Source organism: Blastococcus sp. TML/C7B, from assembly GCF_016612845.1.
In the GTDB taxonomy this organism is placed as follows: Bacteria; Actinomycetota; Actinomycetes; order Mycobacteriales; family Geodermatophilaceae; genus Blastococcus.
This window is the reverse complement of the sequence record NZ_JAEOAA010000001.1, coordinates 1,604,038-1,620,359: the sequence shown is the minus strand read 5'-3', so window position 1 is coordinate 1,620,359 and position 16,322 is coordinate 1,604,038. Positions and strand designations below refer to the sequence as shown.

17 protein-coding genes and 2 pseudogenes are annotated in these 16,322 nt (G+C 74.4%); 11 read left to right on the top strand and 8 right to left on the bottom strand.

Annotation, left to right across the window (positions count from 1 at the left end):
- The first annotated feature begins 60 nt into the window (after positions 1-60).
- Both JKP76_RS07965 and JKP76_RS23375 read left to right on the top strand, forming a co-directional pair.
- Positions 61-948, top strand: a complete 888-nt coding sequence (locus tag JKP76_RS07965) for an alpha/beta fold hydrolase (RefSeq protein ID WP_200490291.1) — start codon at positions 61-63, stop codon at positions 946-948.
- Positions 881-2,011, top strand: a complete 1,131-nt coding sequence (locus tag JKP76_RS23375; RefSeq protein ID WP_200490289.1) for a M23 family metallopeptidase — start codon at positions 881-883, stop codon at positions 2,009-2,011. Before JKP76_RS07965 ends, JKP76_RS23375 begins: the two co-directional genes overlap by 68 nt.
- Here the strand turns inward: JKP76_RS23375 and JKP76_RS23945 are convergent.
- Both JKP76_RS23945 and JKP76_RS07955 read right to left on the bottom strand, forming a co-directional pair.
- Positions 2,008-2,418 carry a hypothetical protein gene (locus JKP76_RS23945; RefSeq protein ID WP_375335646.1) on the bottom strand — a complete coding sequence of 137 codons (411 nt, stop codon included), beginning with the start codon at positions 2,416-2,418 and terminating at the stop codon, positions 2,008-2,010. The genes JKP76_RS23375 and JKP76_RS23945 overlap by 4 nt on opposite strands.
- 16 nt (positions 2,419-2,434) lie before the next feature.
- A pseudogene (locus tag JKP76_RS07955) lies at positions 2,435-4,222 on the bottom strand (UvrD-helicase domain-containing protein); the annotation flags it as partial.
- A 301-nt stretch (positions 4,223-4,523) separates the two neighbouring features.
- Between JKP76_RS07955 and JKP76_RS07950 the strand changes: the two are divergent.
- Complete coding sequence (locus JKP76_RS07950; RefSeq protein ID WP_200490287.1) at positions 4,524-4,808, top strand: chorismate mutase; 285 nt, start codon at positions 4,524-4,526, stop codon at positions 4,806-4,808.
- Positions 4,809-4,820: 12 nt separating this feature from the next.
- Here the strand turns inward: JKP76_RS07950 and JKP76_RS07945 are convergent, their stop codons facing one another.
- A complete protein-coding gene (locus JKP76_RS07945) occupies positions 4,821-5,114 on the bottom strand; it encodes a hypothetical protein (protein ID WP_200490285.1) in 294 nt (97 codons plus the stop codon).
- A gap of 46 nt (positions 5,115-5,160) precedes the next feature.
- Between JKP76_RS07945 and sigJ the strand changes: the two genes are divergently transcribed.
- The 4 genes from sigJ to JKP76_RS07925 are packed head-to-tail and all read left to right on the top strand — an operon-like array spanning position 5,161 to position 7,864.
- The gene (gene sigJ, locus JKP76_RS07940) at positions 5,161-6,069 is read left to right on the top strand and encodes an RNA polymerase sigma factor SigJ (protein ID WP_309229910.1); all 909 of its coding nucleotides are present in this window, start codon (positions 5,161-5,163) and stop codon (positions 6,067-6,069) included.
- Positions 6,066-6,806, top strand: coding sequence for a PIG-L deacetylase family protein (locus tag JKP76_RS07935; protein WP_200490281.1), 741 nt, complete (start codon positions 6,066-6,068; stop codon positions 6,804-6,806). The genes sigJ and JKP76_RS07935 overlap by 4 nt, the downstream gene beginning before the upstream one ends.
- Positions 6,807-6,864: 58 nt before the next feature.
- On the top strand, positions 6,865-7,230 hold the full coding sequence (locus tag JKP76_RS07930) for a serine hydrolase (protein ID WP_200490279.1): 366 nt from the start codon (positions 6,865-6,867) through the stop codon (positions 7,228-7,230).
- A gap of 37 nt (positions 7,231-7,267) precedes the next feature.
- Positions 7,268-7,864: a serine hydrolase gene (locus tag JKP76_RS07925; protein WP_200490277.1), complete on the top strand. Its 597-nt coding sequence runs from the start codon at positions 7,268-7,270 to the stop codon at positions 7,862-7,864.
- 193 nt (positions 7,865-8,057) lie between these two features.
- On the opposite strand, the gene JKP76_RS23370 is transcribed toward JKP76_RS07925, so the two are convergent.
- Positions 8,058-8,711, bottom strand: a complete 654-nt coding sequence (locus tag JKP76_RS23370; RefSeq protein WP_309232881.1) for a response regulator transcription factor — start codon at positions 8,709-8,711, stop codon at positions 8,058-8,060.
- Positions 8,708-9,901 (bottom strand): ATP-binding protein, encoded by a 1,194-nt coding sequence (locus tag JKP76_RS07915; protein ID WP_200490275.1) that lies wholly within the window; start codon positions 9,899-9,901, stop codon positions 8,708-8,710. Before JKP76_RS07915 ends, JKP76_RS23370 begins: the two co-directional genes overlap by 4 nt.
- 124 nt (positions 9,902-10,025) lie before the next feature.
- Between JKP76_RS07915 and JKP76_RS20620 the strand changes: the two are divergent.
- The 4 genes and pseudogenes from JKP76_RS20620 to JKP76_RS07900 form a co-directional block, all read left to right on the top strand.
- Positions 10,026-10,229, top strand: a pseudogene (locus tag JKP76_RS20620) (PspC domain-containing protein); the annotation flags it as partial.
- Between the two features lie 154 nt (positions 10,230-10,383).
- Entirely contained in the window at positions 10,384-10,968 is a 585-nt protein-coding gene (locus JKP76_RS20615) for a LiaF domain-containing protein (RefSeq protein ID WP_309232965.1), read from the top strand.
- Positions 10,961-11,203, top strand: a complete 243-nt coding sequence (locus JKP76_RS07905; protein WP_200490273.1) for a hypothetical protein — start codon at positions 10,961-10,963, stop codon at positions 11,201-11,203. The genes JKP76_RS20615 and JKP76_RS07905 overlap by 8 nt, the downstream gene beginning before the upstream one ends.
- A 99-nt stretch (positions 11,204-11,302) precedes the next feature.
- Positions 11,303-12,082 (top strand): META domain-containing protein, encoded by a 780-nt coding sequence (locus JKP76_RS07900; protein WP_200490271.1) that lies wholly within the window; start codon positions 11,303-11,305, stop codon positions 12,080-12,082.
- Between the two features lies 1 nt (position 12,083).
- Here the strand turns inward: JKP76_RS07900 and guaA are convergent, their stop codons facing one another.
- Genes guaA through guaB form a run of 3 tightly spaced genes read right to left on the bottom strand, consistent with a single transcriptional unit; the run spans position 12,084 to position 16,311 of the window.
- Positions 12,084-13,646, bottom strand: coding sequence for a glutamine-hydrolyzing GMP synthase (gene guaA, locus JKP76_RS07895; protein WP_200490270.1), 1,563 nt, complete (start codon positions 13,644-13,646; stop codon positions 12,084-12,086).
- Positions 13,646-14,794, bottom strand: a complete 1,149-nt coding sequence (locus tag JKP76_RS07890; protein ID WP_200490268.1) for a GuaB3 family IMP dehydrogenase-related protein — start codon at positions 14,792-14,794, stop codon at positions 13,646-13,648. The genes guaA and JKP76_RS07890 overlap by 1 nt, the downstream gene beginning before the upstream one ends.
- Positions 14,795-14,796: 2 nt before the next feature.
- Positions 14,797-16,311 (bottom strand): IMP dehydrogenase, encoded by a 1,515-nt coding sequence (guaB, locus tag JKP76_RS07885; protein WP_200490266.1) that lies wholly within the window; start codon positions 16,309-16,311, stop codon positions 14,797-14,799.
- Positions 16,312-16,322: the final 11 nt, after the last annotated feature.

Sequence of the window (16,322 nt, the reverse complement as noted above, 5' to 3'; positions counted from 1 at the left end):
CACCGCTCCGGGACGGCCGACCCCCGGCACCACCGGCGGACCACAGGGGAGACGAGGGCCATGCGACCGACGAGCGTTCCGGACTCCGGACCAGCGTCGCACACGACAGCCGCTCCGGAGGGCGCACCACGGAGCGCCCTGCGCAGCCTCTGCAGCCCCGCCGCGCTGACCGGCGGCCTCACCGAACTGGCCTGGGTCGGGGCGCACGCGCTGATGTACCCGATGGGCGCCCGGACCGAGCAGCTGCAGACCGATCCGGGCTCCCGGCCCGGTCAGTCACCGGCCGTGCGGGCGCTGTTCGCCGCCGATCCGCTGGCCGCGCGCACGCCGGTCCTGCTCGTGCACGGGCTGGTCGACAACCGGTCCATCTTCGCCGTGATGCGCCGCAGCCTGCGCCGTCGCGGCTTCTCCTCGGTCTGCTCCTGGAACTACAGTCCGTTGCTGCGCGACGTCGCGCGGGGGGCCGCGGACCTCGGCGCGCACATCGAGCGGATCTGCGCGCAGACCGGGCACGACCGCGTGCACGTGGTCGGGCACAGCCTCGGCGGGCTCATCGCCCGATACCACGTGCAGCGGCAGGGCGGCGACCGCCGGGTCGACTCCCTGGTCACCCTCGGGACGCCGCACGGCGGGTCGCTGCTCGCGCACGCGCTCCCCACGCCGCTGGTCCGCCAGCTGCGGCCGGGCTCCCCGGTGCTCCAGGAGCTCGCCGAGCCGGTCGAGCGCTGCGACACGCGGATCACCGCGGTCTACAGCGACCTCGACCAGCTGGTCCTGCCGACGTCGGCCGGCCGCTGCGACCACCCCGACCTCGGGGCCCGCAACCTGCTCGTCCGGGGCGTGGGGCACATGTCGCTGCCGATCAACCGCGGCGTCCTCGATGAGGTCGCGCTCACGCTGGCCGGCTCCCCCGTCGCAGGTCACGAACCGGTGCACGCCGCCGCCTGAGCGGCCCTGCCGGTCTCGTTCCGTTACCTGCGGCACACGCCGCGACACGGTGCGTCAATACGCCTCCGCACCCTCACTCGTCGTTACGGTTCGGTCACGGCGCCGGGAACCCACCGGCGCGCTCCCGCGATCGGAAAGGTGCACCGTGACCGGTCCCAGTGCACCCCCACTCCTCCAGCGCAGCCGCCCCGAGGACGGCGCCACCGGCCGGATCGAGCTGCTCGACGGCCGCCGGACGCCGGTGATCCCCGTTCCGCGCGGCGCCACCACGGCGCTGGTCCGCGCCGCCGCGGCCGACGACGCCGAGGCCACCACCACGGAGGCCCCCGAGGTCACCGTCGAGGCCACCACCGAGCCCGCCGGGGCGACCGCTGGTCGCCGCCGCCCCCCCCGGCTCGCCGCGCTCCGCCGGCTCCCCTCCCCGCCCGGCCGCCGCGCACCGATCTGGTTCGCCGCCCTCGTCGTCGGCGCCCTGGTCGCCGGCGCCCCGTCGGTGCTGGGCAGCGGCCCCGAGGAGGTCACGGTCACCGCCTCCGACCTGGGGCTCGGGACCGCGCCGGACCACAGCTTCAGCGGCGGGCTCGAGGACGCCGGCGTCCGCCGCGGCATCACCGAGGCCGAGGCCCAGGCCCGCCTCGGCGAGCTGGCCGCCTCCCGCGCCGCCCGCCAGCCCACGACCGTCCTCCCCGTCGCCGGCCGGCTCACCACCTGCTTCTGCAAGCGCTGGGGCGCCATGCACTGGGGCCTGGACCTGGCCGCGCCGCTCGGCACCCCGATCTACGCGGCCTCCGACGGCGTCGTCGTCAAGGCCGGGCGCGCGTCGGGCTACGGCAACGCCGTCTACATCCAGGACGCCGACGGCAACGTGCACATCTACGGGCACATGCGCTACTACAACGTCTCGGCCGGCGACATCGTGCACGCCGGCGACGTCATCGCGAAGGTCGGCAACGAGGGCCAGTCCACCGGCCCCCACCTGCACTACGAGATCCACCGCGGCGGCATGACCGGCAAGCCGACCGACCCCCGCGTCTGGCTCGCGGACAGAGGCGTGACGGTCTAGAGCTTCACCAGCGGGGCGTAGCGCAGGACCAGGCGCTTGGTGCCGCCCGAGCCGAAGTCGACGGTGGCCTGCGCCTTGTCGCCGGCACCGGTCACCTCGACCACGGTGCCCAGCCCGAAGGCGTCGTGGCTCACCCGGTCGCCGACGTCCACGGAGATGACCGCCCGGTTGCCCAGACCGCCGCGCAGCCCCCCGGTGGACAGGCCGGTGGCCGCCACCCGGGTCTGCGCGGACGAGTAACCGGTCGACGGCGCCGGGACCGGGTCCAGGCGCTCCCAGTGGATGGTGTCGGCGGGGATCTCGTCCAGGAACCGGGGACGGCGGGTTGTAGGCCGGCTGCCCCCAGCTCGTGCGCACGGTGGCGCGCGAGATGAACAGCCGCTGCTGGGCGCGGGTGATGCCGACATATGCCAGCCGGCGCTCCTCCTCCAGCTCGCGGGGGTCGCCGAGGGCGCGCAGGTGCGGGAAGACGCCGTCCTCCAGGCCGGTCAGGAAGACGACCGGGAACTCCAGGCCCTTGGCGGTGTGCAGCGTCATCATCGTGACCACGCCGGCGTCATCACCGGTGACCGGGATCTGGTCCGCGTCGGCCACCAGGGACACCTGCTCGAGGAAGTCGGTGACCGTGCCCTCGGGGTTGGCCGCCTCGAACTCGGCGGCCACCGAGATGAGCTCGTTGAGGTTGTCGACCCGGCCCTCGTCCTGCGGGTCGGTGCTGGCCTGCAGCTCGGCGAGGTAGCCGGTGCGGTCCAGGATGCTCTCCAGCAGCGCGGCCGGGCCCGAGCCGGTCTCGACCAGCTGCTCGAACTCCTCCAGCAGGGCGACGAACTCCTGGATGGCCTTGAGCGAGCGGGTGGCCAGCTCCCCGATCTCCGAGCACCGGCGCAGCGCCCCGGCGAAGGGGATCCGCTCCCGGTCGGCGAAGTTCTCGACGCACGCCTCGGCCCGCTCGCCGATGCCGCGCTTGGGGGTGTTGATGACCCGGCGCAGGCTGACGATGTCGGTCGGGTTGGCGACCACCTTGAGGTAGGCCAGCGCGTCGCGGACCTCCTTGCGCTCGTAGAAGCGCACCCCCCCGACGACCTTGTAGGGCATGCCGACGCGGATGAACACCTCCTCGAACACGCGGGAGGCGTTGTTGGTCCGGTAGAAAACGGCGATGTCCTTCGGCTGGGCCTCGCCGGCGTCGACCAGCGCGTCGATCTGCTCGGCGACCCAGGCGGCCTCGTCGTGCTCGTTGTCGGCGACGTAGCCCTCGATCAGCTCGCCGTCGCCGGAGTCGGTCCACAGGTTCTTGGGCCGGCGGCCGGTGTTCCTGGCGATGACGGTGTTCGCGGCCTTGAGGATGCGTTGCGTGGAGCGGTAGTTCTGCTCCAGCAGGATCGTGGTGGCCTGCGGGTAGTCGCGCTCGAACTCGTCGATGTTGCGGATCGTCGCGCCGCGGAAGGCGTAGATCGACTGGTCGGCGTCGCCGACGACGCACAGCTCGGCCATCGGGACCGGGCCCTCACCGGTGCCGACGAGCTCGCGGACCAGCATGTACTGGGCGTGGTTGGTGTCCTGGTACTCGTCGACCAGCACGTGGCGGAACCGGCGGCGGTAGTGCTCGGCGACGTCGGGGAACGCCTGCAGCAGGTGCACCGTGTTCATGATCAGGTCGTCGAAGTCCATGGCGTGCGCCTGGCGGAGGCGCTGCTGGTACAGCGTGTAGGCCTGCGCGAGCACCTTCTCCGGCGGCGTGACCGGCGCGAAGCTCTCCTCGTCGATCAGCTCGTTCTTCAGGTTCGACACCTGCGCGGCGAGGCTGCGGCCGGGGTAGCGCTTCGCGTCGAGCTCGAGATCGCGGCCGACCATCGTCATGAGCCGGACGGAGTCGCCCTGGTCGTAGATCGTGAACGTGGACTTCAGGCCCAGCTTCGCCGCCTCGGCCCGCAGGATGCGCACGCACATCGAGTGGAACGTCGACACCCACATCGCGCGGGCGCGCGGCCCGACGAGCTGGGCCACCCGCTCCTTCATCTCGCCGGCGGCCTTGTTGGTGAAGGTGATCGCCAGGATCTCCCCGGGCGAGGCGTGCCGGGCGCCGAGCAGGTAGGCGATGCGGTGCGCCAGCACGCGGGTCTTGCCCGACCCGGCACCGGCGACGATGAGCAGCGGACCGCCCTCGTGGACGACGGCCTGCCGCTGCGGGCCGTTGAGCCCGGCGAGCATGCGGTCGAGCTCCCGTCCCAGGGAGCCGGGGGCGGAGCGCTGGAGTGCGGCTGTACCGGGGAGGGCCTGCTGGACGCTGCTCATGACGACATCACTGTAAGCCGGACGGGTGACGCTTCCGGGCGGTTGTGGCAGACTCCCCAACGTGCTCGCCACGACGACCCAGTTTTTCTACGGCCACCGGGTTCCGGTCGCCGTCACCGCTGGCTGAGCACAGCCGCACCAGACGCCCCGGGCCCACAGGCTCCGGGGCGTTTCTCGTTCCAGGGCCCGGGCCGACCCGCTCCCCGAAGGACGACCGATGAACACCTCCACCACCTCCCCCGTCGCCGTGACCGGCTCCGAGCTCGACCGGATCGGCGAGCTGCGCGAGCAGATCGACGCCTGCGACGCCGCGATCATCGAGCTCGTGCAGCGACGGCTGGCGATCTCCCGCGAGATCGGCGTCAACCGCTTGGCCTCCGGCGGCACCCGGCTGAACCTGGCCCGCGAGCAGCAGGTGCTGGCCCGCTTCCAGGACGCCCTGGGCACCGACGGCGCGGCGCTCGGCATGCTGCTGCTCCGGCAGGGCCGCGGCCGGCTCTGAGCTCCCGCGGGATCAGAGCCAGGCGCGCCAGACCAGCGAGTCGTCGTCGCTGAGCGCCGCGGTCTCCAGCACGTCGCCCGGGCACCGCGCGCCCAGCTCCGCGCCGAGCGCGTGCGCCTGCTCCAGCGCGGCCTCCAGGTCGGCGGCGTCGCACTCGGTGGAGGCGCGCAGCGCAGCGCGGTCCGGCTCGCGCCACACCCGCAGCTCCGCGTCGTCCGGCCGCAGCGCCGCGGTGACGGACTCGACGGTGGCGTCGTCCACCGCGGTGGTCGCCCGCAGCACGGCGTAGATGGTGAAGGTCGGCACGGAGCGAGTCTGCCCGATGCCCGATGATGCTCCCCGTGGAGAACCGGTGACCGACCTCCTCGGCGAGTTCGACCGCGCCCGCGGCCTGCTGTTCTCGGTGGCCTACTCGATGCTCGGCGGCGTCGCGGACGCCGAGGACGTGGTGCAGGACGCCTGGCTGCGCTGGTCGGCGGCCGACCGGGACGACGTCGACGACGCCCGCGCCTACCTGGTCCGCGTGACCACCCGCCTGGCGCTGGACCGGCTGGACTCCGCGCGGGCCCGGCGGGAGAGCTACGTCGGCCCCTGGCTCCCCGAGCCGCTGCTGACCGGCCGCGCGACGGTCGCCGCGGCACCTCCCGGAGCCGACCCGACGGACGCGGTCGAGCTGGGCGAGCAGGTCTCGATGGCGCTGCTGGTCGTGCTGGAGACGCTCTCGCCGGCCGAGCGGGCGGTGTTCGTGCTGCGCGAGGTGTTCGGCCTGCCGCTCGCCGAGGTGGCGACCGCGCTGGGCCGCACCGAGCCCGCCGTCCGGCAGATGGCCCACCGGGCCCGCGAGCACGTGCAGGCCCGCCGTCCCCGGTTCGACGCCGACCGCGACGCGCAGCGCGAGGTGACCGAGCGCTTCCTCGCCGCCTGCGCGGGCGGCGACCTCGGCGCCCTGGTGAGCGCGCTGGCCCCCGACGCTGTGCTGATCAGCGACGGCGGCGGCAAGGCGAAGGCGGCGCTGCGGCCGATCACCGGCGCGGACAAGGTGGCCCGCTTCGCCGTCGGCATCGCCGCGCAGGGCCTCGCGCTGCCCGACCTGCGGATCGAGATCGCCGACCTCAACGGCTCCCCCGCCGTCCTCGTGTGGAGCGGTGACCAGCCGGAGATGACCATGTCCCTGGTCGTGGTGGACGGCCGCATCACGCAGGTGCTCGTCGTCCGCAACCCCGACAAGCTCGCCGGTCTCTCCGTAGGCTCGCGCGGGTGACCGCCCCCCAGCCCCAGCGCCCGGCCGAGCACGTCGAGCGGGTGCTCTGCGTCCTCGCCCACCCCGACGACGTCGACTTCGGCTCCGCCGGCACGGTGGCCACCTGGACGGCGGCCGGCACCGAGGTCACCTACTGCATCGTCACCGACGGCGACGCCGGCGGGTTCGACGAGACGCCGCGCGACCGGATGGGCCCGCTCCGCCGCGAGGAGCAGCGCGCCGCGGCCATGGAGGTGGGGGTCGAGGACGTCCGGTTCCTCGGCTACCCCGACGGCCGGTTGGAGCTGACCCTCGACCTGCGCCGCGACATCAGCCGGGTGATCCGGCAGGTGCGCCCGCAGCGGGTGCTCACCAGCTCCCCGGAGCGGTTCTGGGAGCGGGTCGGCGCCAGCCACCCCGACCACATGACCGTCGGCGAGTCGACGCTGCGCGCGGTCTACCCCGACGCCCGCAACCCCTTCGCCTTCCCCGAGCTCCTCGACGACGAGGGCCTCGAGGCGTGGACGGTGCCGGAGGTGTGGCTCGGCGCCAGCCCGCGGGCCGACCACGCCGTCGACGTGACCGACGTCGTCGACCGCAAGTTCGCCGCGCTGAAGTCGCACGTCACCCAGGTGAGCCACCAGCCCGAGGGCTGGGTCGAGGAGTTCGTCGGCGGCTGGATGCGCCAGACCGCGCAGCGCTTCGGGCTGCCCGAGGGCCGCATGGCCGAGGCCTTCCACGTGGTGTTCACCGGCTGAGCCGATCAGTTCCGGGCCGCCGTCGGGTCTGCCCTCACGGGGACGACGAGGAGGCGGCATGGAGCAGGCGGAGCGGATCGCGGCGGCGGTGACCGGCGCGGTGGCCGACGGGCAGGTCCCGGGCGCCGCGTGGTGGGTGGACCGGGACGGCGCCCTGGTCGCCTGCGGCGCCGCGGGGGTGCACACGCCGGGCGGCGGCGACCCGGTGGCACCGGACACCGTCTTCCGGATCGCCTCGATCACCAAGCCGGTGGTCGCGGCGGCGGCAATGTCGCTGGTGGACGACGGGATCCTCCGGCTCGACGACCCCGTCGACGCGCGCTGCTCCCCGAGCTCGCCGACCGGCAGGTCCTCGCCGACCCGGCGGACGCCGCCGCCGGCACGGTGCCCGCCGCCCGGCCGATCACCGTGCGGGACGTGCTGACCTTCCGGCTCGGCCTGGGCTTCGACTTCACCGTCCCGTGGCCGTCGCCCGGGATGGCCGCGCTGGAGGCCGCCGGGCTGCCGCCCGGGTGCTGGACCCGCTGGGCATGCGCAGCACCGGCTTCGGGGTGCCGGCGTCGGCCCGCGACCGGCTCGGCCCGCACTGGTTCCCGCCCGGCCCGGACGGGGAGCGCGAGCTCTACGACGCCGCGGACGGCCAGTGGGCGCGGCCGCCGGCGTTCCCCGACGGCGGCGACGGGCTGGTCTCCACCGTCGAGGACATCGCCGCCTTCGCCGGGATGCTGCGGTCCGGTGGCCGCGCGCCGGAGGGCAGCCGGGTGCTGAGCGAGGACGCCGTCGGCGCGATGACGACCGAGCAGGCCGGCCCTGTGGACGACGAGGGCGGTGGGTGGCGCCTGGGCATCGGCGTCCGCATCACCGACGAGCCGGGCGGCCGGCACGCCGGCTCCTACGGCTGGGACGGCGGGCTGGGCAGCTCGTGGTGGACCGACCCGGCGACCGGCGTGACGGCGGTGCTGCTCACCAACCAGACGTGGGCCTCGCCCCAGCCGCCACCGGTCTTCGACGCCTTCCGCTCGGCCGCCTTCTCCCCCCGCTGGGATCAGGTGACCTGATCCGCGAGCGTCCTCCCTCACCGCACACCGTGAGGGAGGACGCTCTGCGGTGAGGGAGGACGGTTGCCGGGGCCGCCGGTACCGCGTCACCGACCCCGGTACCGCGCTCGACCGCGGTAGCCGGGGGTGCGGTGCGGTAGCGCCTTAGGTCGGAACGGCTCCTGGCCGCGGTGTCGTCCGGAGGACGACGATGTCAGAGCAACCGGTTCGTCGCTGCCCACCTCGTGAGCTCGTTGCGGTTGGAGAGCTGCAGCTTGCGCAGCACGTTGGAGGCGTGCGACTCCACGGTCTTCACCGAGATGAACAGCCGGGAGCCGATCTCGCGGTAGGTGTAGCCGCGGGCCAGCAGCTGCATGACCTCGCGCTCGCGGGCGCTGAGCAGGTCCAGGCCCGGATCGGTCGCCTCCTCGGCGGGGGCGGCCGGTGCGGGGCCGGCGGCGGAGAACGCGTCCAGCACGAACCCGGCCAGCCGCGGGCTGAAGACGACGTCCCCGTCGGCGACCCGCCGGACGGCGTCGAGCAGGTCGGCCCCGGAGATCGTCTTGGTGACGTAGCCGCGCGCGCCGGCGCGGATGACGGCGATGACGTCCTCGGCGGCGTCGGAGACCGACAGCGCCAGGTACTTCACCTCGGGCAGCTCCGCGCGCAGCGTCTCGAGCACGGTGCGCCCGCCCCCACCGGGCAGGTGCACGTCGAGCAGGACGACGTCGGGGCGGGTGGCCCGGATGCCGTCGACGGCGGTCGGCACGTCGGGCGCCTCGCCGACGACGTCCACCGAGTCGCCGAGCTCCGCGCGCACGCCGGCCCGCACCATCGCGTGGTCGTCGACCACGAAGACGCGGGTCACGCGGCCGCCACCCGGGGCAGGTCCAGTTCCACTTCGGTCCCCTCTCCGGGGGCGGAGCGGATCTGCGCCGTCCCGCCCAGGCGTGTGATGCGGCCGGTCACCGAGTCGCGCAGCCCGCGCCGGTCCGCCGGGACGGCGTCGGCGTCGAAGCCGGCACCGCGGTCGCGCACGAACACCGAGACCCGCGTCGGGGTCACCTCGGTGTACAGGTCGGCGGTGGTCACCCCGGAGTGCTTGGCCACGTTGACCAGCGCCTCGCGGGTGGCCGCGCCGAGCGCGGCCAGCGCGTCGTCCACCGGGGCGTCGCCGACGACGACGTGGTCCACGACCAGCGCGTGGTCGGCCTCGACCTCGGCCACCATGCCGGCCACCAGCCCGGCCCAGGTGCCGCCCTCGCGGACCACCTTCGGGTCGTACAGCCACGCGCGCAGCTCGCGCTCCTGGCTGCGGGCCAGCCGGCTCACCGCCTGCTGGTCCTCGGCGTGCCGCTGGATGAGCGCGAGGGTCTGCAGCACCGAGTCGTGCAGGTGCGCGGCCACGGCGGCCCGCTCCTCGGAGCGGATGCGGGCGGCGCGCTCCTCGTCCCGGGAGTCCAGCAGCCGCCGCCACAGCGGGGCCGTGGCCAGCAGCAGGCCGGTGAGCAGCACGAGGGTGGCCGCGAAGCCGTTGCGGGCGTTGGCCAGCTGCCCCGTCGTCGCCAGGAGGAAGACCAGCCCCGCGCCGGCCAGGACCACGCCGCCGGCCAGCGTCCAGCGGGTGCCGGCCACGGCGAGGGTGCGGTCGGTGTCCAGCTGCCGCCAGATCACCGCGAGCCCCGCCCCGACCAGCACCAGCGGGAGGACGACGTCGGAGCTCGACCAGCGGGTCAGCTGGCCGAGCAGGCTGGCCGCGACCAGCCCGAGGACGACGGTGGCGATCCACTGCTTGGCCCCCGCGGGCCGCCAGCCCGGCAGCGGCGGGGCCTCGGCGGACTCGTCGCCCGGCGCGGCCACGGGCATGGTCAGCCACAGCAGCCCGTAGGCGACGATCCCGATCCCCGTCGTCGCGAGGATGGCGAAGGCCACGCGCACCACCAGCGGGTCCTGCCGCAGGTGCGCGGCGGTACCCGCCGCGACGCCCGCGATGGCCCGCCCCGACCGCGGGCGCACCAGCGGCGGGCGCCGGGCCGGCGCGGACAGGGTGGTGGTCACGCCGTCGATCGTCGCACCGCGCCGGGCGCGGCCGGTACCGGTGATCACCCCCGGAGAGGAACCAGGGTCGGGTGGGGGCCTTCCCTGATGGTCAGGGGCCGCCGCGGTCGGCAGGCTCGGTGCCATGACTTCGGCATCCCCTCCTCCGCCGCCGGCGCCGCCGCTCGAGCCGCCGGCCTGGCAGCCCCCTCCGCCGCCGCCCGGCCCGGCCGTCCGCCCGCAGCTGCGCCGCAGCCGCAGTGACAAGGTCATCGGTGGCGTCGGCGGCGGGCTGGCCGAGTACAGCGGCATCGACGCGCTGCTGTGGCGGGTCGGCTTCGTCGCCCTCGCCCTGGCCGGCGGCACCGGCGTCCTGGTCTACCTGCTGCTGTGGCTGCTCATGCCGGCCGGCGCGGGGCAGGCCGGGTACCCCGGCGGCGAGCCGGGCTCCCCGCCGTCCCGCGGGGCCCCGCTCCCCCGTGCCGGGTCTGACGCTCGCCGGCGTGCTGATCGTGGTCGGCGCGCTCGCGCTGATCGCCCGGTTCACCGACTGGGACCCCGACGCCACCGTGTTCCTCGGCGGCGGGCTGATCGTCGTCGGCGCCGGCCTGGTGGTCGCTGCGTTCACCGGCGGCCGCACCGCCCGCGGGGCGCTCATCGCGCTCGGCGCCGTCCTCTCACTGGCCCTGATCGCCGCGGAGTCGGTGCCGTGGGACAAGGCCGGGGGCGGCTTCGGTGACCGCCGGTTCGTGCCGGACACCGCGGCCGAGGTCCGGACGGTCTACGACGGCGGCGTCGGCGACATGACCGTCGACCTGTCCGGGGTCGACGTCAGCGACCTCGACCGGCCGATCCGCACCACCGTGGAGCACGGGCTCGGGGACGTGGACATCGTCCTGCCCCGGGACGCCGACGTGCGGGTGACCGTCGACTCCGGGATGGGCGAGGTGTCCCTCTTCGGCCGCGACGGGCTCACCGACGGCACGTTCGACGGCACCGGCTCCGGTTCGTGGGTCGGCGACGGCGAGTTGGAGATCATCCTGGACGTCGACGCCGGCGTCGGGGACGTGGAGGTGACCCGTGGCTGAGTGGCAGACCGTGACCCCGCTGGAGACGGAGGACGGCGGCACGCCCGCACGCCGCCGTCCCGACCTCGGCGCCCTGATCCCCGGGCTGGTGTTCATCGCCTTGGCCGTCCTGCTCATGTCCCCCGCGGACCTGCCGCAGGAGCTGTTCGACGGCGTGCTGGCGTGGATCGTCGTGATCCTCGCCGGGATCGCGCTGATGGTGAGCGAGCTGCGCCGGATGCGCCGCCGCCGCTGACGGACCCGCCGGTGCGCGGGGAGGGGGCCCGGGAGCGATCAGCTCCCGGGCCCTCCGGCGTCCCGGGAACCCGGTGTCGGCGCCGGGCGTCGACCAGGCATGCGCCGCATCGTGCTGTTCCTCGTCGGAGTGCTGGCCCTCACCGCCTGCGGTTCGGACGACGGCGGCGCGGGCACCGGAGCCGACGACTCCGACGCCCCCGAGGTCACCGGGGAGTGGCAGCTGGCGTCCGGGTCGTCCATCGGCGCGGACCTGCCCTCCCCACCCGGAGTCACCGCCACCCTGACCCTGTCGGACGGGCGGGCCAGCGGGACGGCGTTCTGCAACCGCTACATGGCCTCCTACGAGCTGGACGGGTCGTCCTTCTCGTTCGGCGACATCGGCAGCACCCTGATGGGCTGCGAGCCGGACGTGATGGCCGCCGAGAGCGCCTACCTGGAGGCGCTCGCCGGCGTCGACACCGCGGTGCGGGACGCCGGCGACCTGCTGCTCACCGGCGCGGGCATCGAGCTGCGGTTCACGCCCGTCCCCGCCGTCCCCGACAGCCCGCTGGAGGGCACCCGCTGGGTGCTGGAGACGCTGGTCGACGGCGAGACGGCGTCCTCGGTCCAGGGCGAGCCGACCCTCGAGCTGAGGGCGGACGGCACGGCCGCGTTCACCACGGGGTGCAACGGGACCACCGGGAGCTGGCGCCGCGACGGCGACCGCGTGACCGTCGAGCCGGGTGCCTCGACCCTCGGCCAGTGCGATCCCGCGGCGCAGAGCCAGGACGAGCAGGTCCTCGCCGTCCTCACCGGGGGCGCGACCGTGGTGATCGAGGGCGACCGGCTGACCCTCACCGCGCCGGAAGGCCGCCAGCTGGTCTACCGGGCGGGGTGACTCACTCCCACTCGATGGTGCCCGGCGGCTTGCTGGTGACGTCGAGGGTGACCCGGTTGACCTCTGCGACCTCGTTGGTGATCCGCGTGGAGATCTTCGCCAGCACGTCGTAGGGCAGCCGGGTCCAGTCCGCGGTCATGGCGTCCTCGCTGGACACCGGCCGCAGCACGATCGGGTGCCCGTAGGTGCGCCCGTCGCCCTGCACGCCCACCGAGCGGACGTCGGCCAGCAGCACCACGGGGCACTGCCAGATCTCGCGGTCCAGCTTCGCCGCGGTCAGCTCGGCGCGGACGATCGCGTCGGCCTTGCGCAGGACGTCCAGCCGCTCCTGGGTCACCTCGCCGACGATCCGGATGCCGAGTCCCGGGCCCGGGAAGGGCTGGCGCCACACCATCGCCTCGGGCAGGCCGAGCTGCACGCCGACCTCGCGGACCTCGTCCTTGAACAGCGTCCGCAGCGGCTCGACCAGGGTGAACTGCAGGTCCTCGGGAAGCCCGCCCACGTTGTGGTGGCTCTTGATGTTCGCCGTCCCGGAGCCGCCGCCGGACTCCACGACGTCCGGGTAGAGCGTGCCCTGCACGAGGAAGTCGACGGATCCCCCGTGCTCCTTCGCGTCGCCGACGACGTCGAGGGCGGCCTGCTCGAAGACCCGGATGAACTCGCGGCCGATGATCTTCCGCTTCTCCTCGGGGTCGGAGACCCCGGCGAGGGCGGAGAGGAACTGCTCGCGGGCGTCGACGACGCGCAGGTCGACGCCGGTGACGGCGACGAAGTCGCGCTCGATCTGCTCGGTCTCGCCCTCGCGCATGAGCCCGTGGTCGACGTAGACGCAGGTGAGCCGGTCGCCGATGGCGCGCTGCACGAGCGCCGCGGCGACGGCGGAGTCCACGCCGCCGGACAGCGCGCACAGCGCCCGGCCCTCGCCGACCTGCGCGCGGATCCGCTCGACCTGCTCCTCGACGACGTTGGCCATCGTCCAGGTCGGCTCGAGGCCCGCGATGTCGAAGAGGAAGTGCTCGAGCACGGTCTGCCCGTGCGCGGTGTGCCGCACCTCGGGGTGGAACTGGACGCCGGCGAGCTTGCGGTCGACGTCCTCGAACGCGGCCACGGGCGCACCCGTGGAGGTGGCGGTGACGGTGAACCCGGGGGGTGCCGCGCTGACGGCGTCCCCGTGGCTCATCCAGACGTCCTGCTGGATCGGCAGGTCGCCGAACAGCCGGGCCTCGGTGGTGACCGTCAGCGGCGTGCCGCCGTACTCCCGGTCGCCGGTGCGCGCGACGGTGCCGCCCAGCGAGGCCGCCATGGCCTGGAAGCCGTAGCAGATGCCGAACGCCGGGACGCCGGCCTCGAACAGCGCGGGGTCCACCTGCGGGGCCTCGGGCGCGTACACGCTCGACGGCCCGCCGGACAGGATGATCGCGGCCGGCTTGCGGGCGACGATCTCCTCGGCCGGGACCTCGCACGAGACGATCTCGGAGTAGACCCCGGCCTCGCGGATGCGCCGGGCGATGAGCTGGGCGTACTGGGCGCCGAAGTCGACGACGAGGACGGTCGGGAAGTCCATCAGTCCTCGTCGCCCCCGGCCCGGCCGCCGATGACCAGGTCGACCCGCTGGAACTCCTTGAGGTCGCGGTAGCCGGTCTTGGCCATGGTGCGGGCCAGCGCCCCGAACAGGTTGGTGCGGCCGTCGGCGGACTCTGCCGCCCCGAGCAGCACGTCGTGCAGCGACCCCACCGGCTCGACCGGGGCCGAGGTCGTGCCGCGGGGCAGCCGCGGGTGCGCCGCCACCGAGTCCCACCAGATGCCGCCGCCGGGGGCCTCCGCGGCCGCGCGCAGCGGCTCGCCGAGCTGGACGGCGTCGGCACCGCAGGCCAGCGCGCGGGCGATGTCGCCGCTGGTCTCGATCCGGCCGTTGGCGATGACGTGCACGTACCGGCCGCCGGTCTCGTCGAGGTAGTCACGGCGGGCCGCCGCGGCGTCGGCGATCGCGCTGGCCAGCGGCACGCGGATGCCCATGACGGCGTCGGTGGTGGAGAAGCTGTCGGCGCCCACGCCGACGATGACGCCGGCCGCGCCGGTGCGCATGAGGTGCAGCGCCGTCGTGTAGTTCGCGGCCCCGCCGACGATCACCGGGACGTCGAGGTCGGCGATGAACTCCTTGAGGTTGAGCGCGTCCCCCTGGCTGGTGACGTGCTCGGCCGAGACGATCGTGCCCTGGATGACCAGCAGGTCGACGCCGGCGGCGAGCACCGTCGGCGCCAGCTGCTCGGTGTGCTGCGGGGAGACGCGGACGGCGGTGGTGACGCCGGCGTCGCGCATCTCGCGGATCCGGTCGGCGACCAGCTCGGGCCGCACCGGCTCGGCGTAGACCTGCTGCAGCAGCGACACCGGCGGCGCACCGCCGTCGGCGGCCTCGCGCAGCTTCCGGTAGACCGGCAGCGGGTCCTCGTAGCGGGCCCACAGCCCCTCGGCGTTGAGCACGCCGAGGCCACCGGCCTCGCCCACGGCGACCGCCGTGGCCGGGCTGACGACGGCGTCCGACGGGCTGGTGACCAGCGGGATGTCGAACCGGAAGGCGTCGATCTGCCAGGCGGTGGAGACGTCGTCGACGTCCCGGGTCCGCCGCGAGGGGACGATCGACACCTCGTCGAGGTCGTAGGCGCGGCGGGCGAAGCGGTTGAGGCCGATCTCGACGGTGTCGCGTGCGCTCATGGTCAGCGCCCCCGGTAGTTCGGGGCCTCGACGGTCATGTGAATATCGTGCGGGTGGCTCTCGACCAGCCCGGCGGACGTGATGCGGGTCAGCTGTCCGCGCTCCTTGAGATCGGTGATGGTGGCGGCGCCCGCGTAGCCCATGGAGGCCTGCAGGCCGCCGACGAGCTGGTGGGCCACGCCGGAGAGCGCGCCCCGGTAGGGCACCTGGCCCTCGATGCCCTCGGGGACGAGCTTGTCGTCGGAGAGGACGTCGTCGGCGAAGTACCGGTCGCGGCTGAACGACTGGTTGCCGCGCTTCTGCATGGCGCCCAGCGAGCCCATGCCGCGGTAGGTCTTGTACTGCTTGCCGTTCATGAAGACCAGCTCGCCGGGGGCCTCCTCGACGCCGGCGAACAGGCCGCCGATCATCACGGTGTCCGCGCCGGCGACCAGCGCCTTGGCGATGTCGCCCGAGTACTGCAGGCCGCCGTCGGCGATGACCGGCACGCCGGCCGGGCCGGCCGCCAGCCACGCCTCGTAGATGGCGCTGACCTGCGGGACGCCGACGCCGGCGACCACACGCGTGGTGCAGATCGAGCCCGGCCCGACGCCGACCTTGACCGCGTCGGCACCGGCGTCGATGAGCGCCTGCGCGCCGGCACGGGTGGCGATGTTGCCGCCCACGACCTCGACGCCGTCGTCGCCACCGAAGTCCTTCTTCACCCGGGCGACCATCTCGAGGACGGCGCGCTGGTGGCCGTGCGCGGTGTCGACGACGAGCACGTCGACCCCGGCCTCGACCAGCAGCCCGGCGCGCTTGTAGGCGTCCTCGCCGACGCCGAGCGCCGCGCCCACGACGAGCCGGCCGTTGGGGTCCTTGGTGGCCAGCGGGTACTGGTCGCGCTTGACGAAGTCCTTGACGGTGATGAGCCCGCGCAGCCGGCCGCCCTCGTCGACCAGCGGCAGCTTCTCCACCTTGTGCTTGGACAGCAGGCGCAGCGCGGTGTCGGCGTCGACGCCCACCGGCGCGGTGACCAGCGGCATCGGCGTCATGACGTCGCGCACGAGGCGGCTGTAGTCGGTCTCGAACCGCATGTCGCGGTTGGTGACGATGCCGACCAGCACGCCCTCGGCGTCGACGACCGGGGCGCCGGAGATGCGGTAGCGCGCGGACAGCGCGTCGACCTCGGCGAGGGTGTTGTCCGGCGAGCAGGTGACCGGGTTGGTGACCATCCCGGCCTCGGAGCGCTTCACCAGGTCGACCTGGCCGGCCTGGTCCTCCGCGGCGAGGTTGCGGTGCAGCACGCCCATGCCGCCGACGCGGGCCATGGCGATGGCCATCCGCGACTCGGTGACCGTGTCCATGGCGCTGGACAGCAGCGGGACGGCGAGGCGGATGCGCCGGGTCACCCGGCTGCTGGTGTCCACCTCGGCGGGGACGACGTCGGAGGCGCCGGGCACCAGCAGGACGTCGTCGTAGGTCAGGCCGAGCGGGGCGAACTTCGCCGGCAGCTCGGGCACGAAATCGGGCTGCACGTGGGCCGCCA

What these genes read in the sequence shown, in the direction of transcription:
- JKP76_RS07965 (WP_200490291.1), top strand. Translation starts at nt 61, where the DNA reads ATGCGACCGACGAGCGTTCCGGACTCCGGACCAGCGTCGCACACGACA.
- JKP76_RS23375 (WP_200490289.1), top strand. Translation starts at nt 881, where the DNA reads ATGAGGTCGCGCTCACGCTGGCCGGCTCCCCCGTCGCAGGTCACGAAC.
- JKP76_RS23945 (WP_375335646.1), bottom strand. Translation starts at nt 2,418, where the DNA reads ATGTCGGCATCACCCGCGCCCAGCAGCGGCTGTTCATCTCGCGCGCCA.
- JKP76_RS07950 (WP_200490287.1), top strand. Translation starts at nt 4,524, where the DNA reads ATGAACACCTCCACCACCTCCCCCGTCGCCGTGACCGGCTCCGAGCTC.
- JKP76_RS07930 (WP_200490279.1), top strand. Translation starts at nt 6,865, where the DNA reads ATGGAGCAGGCGGAGCGGATCGCGGCGGCGGTGACCGGCGCGGTGGCC.
- JKP76_RS07900 (WP_200490271.1), top strand. Translation starts at nt 11,303, where the DNA reads ATGCGCCGCATCGTGCTGTTCCTCGTCGGAGTGCTGGCCCTCACCGCC.
- guaA (WP_200490270.1), bottom strand. Translation starts at nt 13,646, where the DNA reads ATGGACTTCCCGACCGTCCTCGTCGTCGACTTCGGCGCCCAGTACGCC.
- JKP76_RS07890 (WP_200490268.1), bottom strand. Translation starts at nt 14,794, where the DNA reads ATGAGCGCACGCGACACCGTCGAGATCGGCCTCAACCGCTTCGCCCGC.